This is a genomic window from Streptomyces sp. AcH 505, from assembly GCF_000818175.1.
Taxonomy (GTDB): domain Bacteria; phylum Actinomycetota; class Actinomycetes; order Streptomycetales; family Streptomycetaceae; genus Streptomyces.
Window position 1 is genome coordinate 3,980,359 of the sequence record NZ_JTIY01000001.1, and the last position, 4,937, is coordinate 3,985,295.

The 4,937-nt window shown below is 66.1% G+C and carries 5 protein-coding genes and 1 tRNA gene; 3 read left to right on the forward strand and 3 right to left on the reverse strand.

The features are described 5' to 3' along the window. Positions 1-246: 246 nt before the first annotated feature. Positions 247-1,020, reverse strand: a complete 774-nt coding sequence (locus tag HY68_RS18175; RefSeq protein WP_157874364.1) for a DUF4097 family beta strand repeat-containing protein — start codon at positions 1,018-1,020, stop codon at positions 247-249. 165 nt (positions 1,021-1,185) lie between these two features. On the opposite strand from HY68_RS18175, the gene HY68_RS18180 reads away from it, so the two are divergent. Then, positions 1,186-1,257 (forward strand) — tRNA-Val (locus HY68_RS18180). Here HY68_RS18180 and HY68_RS39630 read toward each other — a convergent pair. Further along, a complete protein-coding gene (locus HY68_RS39630) occupies positions 1,217-1,735 on the reverse strand; it encodes an ATP-binding protein (RefSeq protein WP_078863949.1) in 519 nt (172 codons plus the stop codon). The two genes, HY68_RS18180 and HY68_RS39630, sit on opposite strands and share 41 nt — an antisense overlap. 97 nt (positions 1,736-1,832) lie before the next feature. Beyond that, positions 1,833-3,020, reverse strand: a complete 1,188-nt coding sequence (locus HY68_RS18185; protein WP_041990185.1) for a helix-turn-helix transcriptional regulator — start codon at positions 3,018-3,020, stop codon at positions 1,833-1,835. 70 nt (positions 3,021-3,090) lie between these two features. Between HY68_RS18185 and HY68_RS18190 the strand changes: the two genes are divergently transcribed. Both HY68_RS18190 and HY68_RS18195 read left to right on the forward strand, forming a co-directional pair. Beyond that, positions 3,091-3,630 (forward strand): flavoprotein, encoded by a 540-nt coding sequence (locus tag HY68_RS18190; RefSeq protein ID WP_041990188.1) that lies wholly within the window; start codon positions 3,091-3,093, stop codon positions 3,628-3,630. A 231-nt stretch (positions 3,631-3,861) separates the two neighbouring features. Next, a complete protein-coding gene (locus tag HY68_RS18195; protein WP_041990191.1) occupies positions 3,862-4,641 on the forward strand; it encodes a hypothetical protein in 780 nt (259 codons plus the stop codon). Positions 4,642-4,937 lie beyond the last annotated feature (296 nt).

The window sequence follows — 4,937 nt, forward strand, 5'->3', positions numbered from 1 at the left end:
CTCGCCGCCCCGCCCGCCGCCGAACCAGCGCCGCGTACCGCCCCCGCCCGCGCCGTTGAACGCGGCGGGCAGCGCCGCGACGAGCAGCGGCACAGGCAGCAGCATCACCGCGATCACGTCACGGACAGCACTCGCCTTGGATCCTGAGTGCGGTTGCGCGCGCGTCGCCGTCACATGCCTCTCCCGTGCTGAGTCCACCCTGCCCGGTACATTCTCCCACCTGGTAGGGACGAACACACGGGCCGATCAGTTCGCGGTTCGCACCGCGATTCGCCCGTTGCTGCTGCGCGCCTTCACCACATGGGCGCTGCTCTTGTCCGTCGGCACGCCCACATCGACCTTGCCGTTGTGGCTGCGGGCCGTCACCGCGTACGCCGAGCCCGCCTTCGGCAGCTCGATCGTGATGCCGCCGTTGTCGGTCTCGACGTCCACCTTGTCGGGCTGCGCGGAGAGCCCCAGCCGGACCGATCCGTTGTTGGAATGCGCGGAAACGGACTTCGCTGACGCTCGCTGCGTGGTGATCGACCCGTTGTCGGTGTTCAGATCGAGCGGACCGCTGGAGTCGCGCACGGTGATGGATCCGTTGTTCAGCTCAAGACTCAGCGGACTGCTGAACCGGGACGCGGTCACCCCGCCGTTGTTCCCGTTGAGCTTCACCGCGACGCCGCGCGGCACCTTCACCGAATGCCGCGACTCGCAGTTGCTCACCACGGCCTTGCACTTCACCTCAAGCTTGAGCGTGTCGCCCGACATCTTCCAGGACGCGTCCGGCCCGCTCCCCATGAACACCCAGCCGTCAACCTGCCGCGACACCTGCACGTCCCGCACATCGGCGGGCACAAGCGTGATCCGCGAGTTCGTGGCGTCGATGGTCAGCGTGTGCCCGCCGAGCGGGAACGCCTTCTTCTCCACCGGAGCGTCGGACGCGTCGCTGCCACCACACCCGCTGACGGCGACAGCGACAAGCACGGCCCCGCCGGCGGCGAGAAGGGTCCTGGTGCGGTTACGGATTGCGGCCACGGTGATCGTTCCCCCAGAGATTCCGCCGGCAGTCCCGCCGACACGTCTTGGCTGTGCCCTCACCGTACGAACGACCACCCCCCGAAGCCGATCCGGCCGCCCACCGTCTCCGGGTGGGGTTACCCCCCGTACCCCGCGGGCCATGTACGCTGTTCTTCCATCCACGGGTGCGTAGCTCAGGGGTAGAGCGCTGCTCTTACAAAGCAGATGTCGGCGGTTCGAACCCGTCCGCGCCCACCGATGGAACGGCCCCCTCGCGATCACGCGAGGGGGCCGTTCCGCACACGGCCCAGACGAGCTTGCCGACCCCGGCGCGCCCGCTCACGCCCCAGCATCCGCCGCTGAGCGCGTCGACGAGCGCAAGACCGCGCCCGGAGCCGTCATCCGCAGCCGGCTCGCGTCGCTCCGGCTTGTTCTCGTTGGCGTCGTGCACCTCGATGCGCACACCGTCGGGCAGACGCTCGTACCGCGTCTCGATCAGCCGCCCACCGGGAACGCGCGCGTGGCGCACGCTGTTGGTCAGCAGCTCGGAGAGCACCAGCTCGGCCGAGTCCGCGAGGTTGTTCAGGCCCCACGCGTTCAGGTGCTGGAGCAGCAGGTGCCGCGCCTTGCCCACAGATCGCGGGCTGTTGGGCCAGCGTTTCACCACAAGGGAGGGGTGGTTTTCGACTGACGGTAAAGCTCGCTCGGACTGCTTTCCTGGTGCCTCGATCATGGGGTCCCCGGCTCGTAGCTGATCAGTACGAGTCCAGGGTGGAGTGCCTGAGACACCACAGTGCTCACAGTTTTGTGAGTGCTGTGAGCACCGTCCTCTACATGCCGACCCAAGCGGCCAAATTGGTAAGAGTGTCCGGAGCACGGCGGCTCAGGTGCACCAGGCCGGAGATGGTCTCGCGCGCGCCAGGGTGATATCGAGTCTGTTCGGGCGCTGCGCGGCGGGCGGCAAAGAGACTCTTCAGCGCGGCATCCGTGCGACCGGTCTCTATTCCGGAGCGCGCCCGGTCGATCAGGAAGTGGGCGCGGCGTGACGTAGGAACGGACGCCGGTAGCTCCTTCATGGCGTGTGCTTGCACGAGTGCCTCGTCGTAGTGGCGCCGTTCGACATCAGCGGAGATTCGGTGCACGCGCACGTTCACCGGCCCGAAAGACAGCCAGTGGACGTCAGAGGCATCCCCGATACGGTCGGCGATCTCGGTGGCCTGAGCAAGATGCGCCGTCAGCGCCTCGTCATCGCGGGCGCGCGCGGCGATGACTGTTCCTCCCAGATGCAACTGCCCGGCGACTGCCTCCGCCTCCCGCCCGCCGGGAGCCTGATCCACCAGCTCATGTCCTGCGGCAATGAGGCGTTGCCCGATGGTGTACTCGCCCTCCCGGAAGTACACCAGCGCCCGCATGTACTGCCGTACCGCGGCGAGGCACGGATCAGACGCACGCTGAGCGGCCCAGTCCATACGGTCGAGAGCGACGGAACTCAGGTCGTAGTAACCGAGCTTCACGGCCAGATCATGCGCCGTGCGGTACGTAGAGGCGAGAGCCCGCCACAGCTCCGTCGGCGGCGTGCGCCTGGCAGCCGTGGTGAGTTCCATGATGACCGCGGGCAGTTGACGAGCGGCGCTCCGCAGGTGCGCGGCACGCACCTGCGCACAAAGGCCACCGGCGGCCGCGACCAACTCGCTGTCCGGCCGGACAGCGACGGTCTCACTCACGGTCAGGTCGTACAGATCAAGCGCTTCACGGATCGGGCGCACCAGCTCGGCAAGTCGGTCCTGCTGGAGTTCGGTCACGTACGGCTGGCCTGTCAGTGCTGTGACGTCGATGCGCAGGGCCTGCGCGACCGCTGCGACCAAGTCCGTGCTGGCCGCGCGGGCACCGCACTCGACTTGGTTGAGAAGGCTGTACGAGAACGAGATCCGAGCGGCGAGCTGACGCTGAGTCAGATGGGCCAGCTTCCGCTGCTCCCTGATGCGAGTGCCTGTGTGCTCCTCGTCGGGCATGGGCATGCGGGGCCTTCGTTCCTGACGCGTCATCTGAAACGGAACTCGCGCCGACTTCATGTGGTGCGATACGCCAATGACTTCACGGACGCTGTACCTCTTCGGATCGGCCGCCCCGCCCGTATTCGATGTGGCGCAGGTGATCACCGATGCGCAGACGAAGGGCTGGGACGTACGGCTCGGACTGACTCCGACAGCGGCCCGCTGGCTGAACCCACAACTGACGGAGCTGGAACGACTGACCGGCGGCCCGGTCCGGTCCGAGTACAAACTGCCGGGCGAACCGGACGTATGGCCCCCCGCAGACGCGATCCTCGTAGCGCCGGCGACCTTCAACACGATCAACGAGTGGGCACTCGGACTGACAAGCAAGTTCGTGGCCGGCGTGGTCGCGGAGGGCATCGGGAAGGGCATCCCGATCGTGACGATGCCATGCGTGAACTCGGCCTACGTACGCCACAACCAATTCGACCGAAGCGTGGCCGAGTTGCGGGACATGGGCGTGACGGTCCTGTACGGCGAGGCAGGCTTCAAGCCGCACAACTCGGGCGAGAAGAACCCCTACCCCTGGCCCGCAGCCCTGACCGCGCTCGACGGCTTCGGCAGCCGTCGCTGAGCGGCTGTCATCGCGATAGTAGGTCGCACGCCAGTGCACCGATGTTGCGTCTCTCGGTAGTGCGTGCCGTCTGCATAGCTGGCAACTTGCAACCGGCCAAAAGCGACGGTGGGTCAGAATTTTCTGACTTCGTCAAGGCGTCGCGCAAGTGCGGCGCGTGCCGCAGCTCCCGGTCAGTGACTGACCGCAAACCTCATGCACTCGGGCCTACCCCCCTCGTATCGTCGTGCCATGCCGGGACAGAAGACGGACGTCGCCGCTCAGCTTGCCAGTAGGTGCATCAGTCGCACGCTGGGCGTGCAGGTCGAGCTAAACGACACAGGCGGCCGACAGGGAGCGTGCGACCTGCTCCTGACCTACGAGAGACGGATCATCGCTGTTGAGGTCAAACTCATCGTGGACCCGAGCCACCGCGCTGCCGACAGCAAGTCGAGCCAGCTCGGGTACACGCTTCGGTCGGACCTGGCTTATTCGTGGACCGTCCATCTCGTACGAGAGAAGAAGTGGAAGCGCGCGCTGGTGCGCATTCCCTCGCTACTCGTTGAGCTGGAGGCAAGTGGGGCCACCCCAAGTACGGCGCATCACTTTTGGCAGCACGATGTCGCGCTGCTCCTGGAGTTCGAGCAACTCGGAATCGACGCGGTGTTCTGCGTACCTCAGACAGAGAAGCATCCACCGGGCTACTACGTGATGCCGGCGTCGTGGGGCGGAGGCGTACCAGAGATAGACCAGGCTGTTTCATCTGCTTGTGAGCTGATATGCGGACGCGCTATGACCAAGCTACGCAAGCAGCTGGCAGCAGCGGACGCTGACGAAAGGCACGCCTTCCTCATCTACGGGTGGGAGTACATGGAAGCGCTCCCTTTGAGCCATGGAGTAGTACTTCCATCGTTTGCCCCTACCTTGCCGTCGGGCATTGACGGAATATGGCTGTCGACAACGGCAAGCGACAGCTCGGTCATCGTGTGGACATCATCGGCTGGCTGGGTCCGGGCCGCGCCGATGGGATGACCACAGACGCGGGGCACCTGCGCTTGCCGGCCCAGGAGAACGTCCGCCTGACGTCCAACGTTGATGGCAGTTCGCACGAAGTGAGATCGAATCTCGGAAGCGGAGTTGGGGCTGCCCGTCCGGGGTGGAGTGGGACTCGCAGCAGTAGCTCGTCTGTTGCTGCCACGCGTGACCGGTGGTGCGTTCGTAGGCAGGCACGAACAGAAGCGACTCACAGCCATACGTGGTTGCGACGTAAGGGGCGAACTTGGTGGAGCCGAGGAAGACGGGCCCGGGAGGCGGGGGCGGTGGTCCGT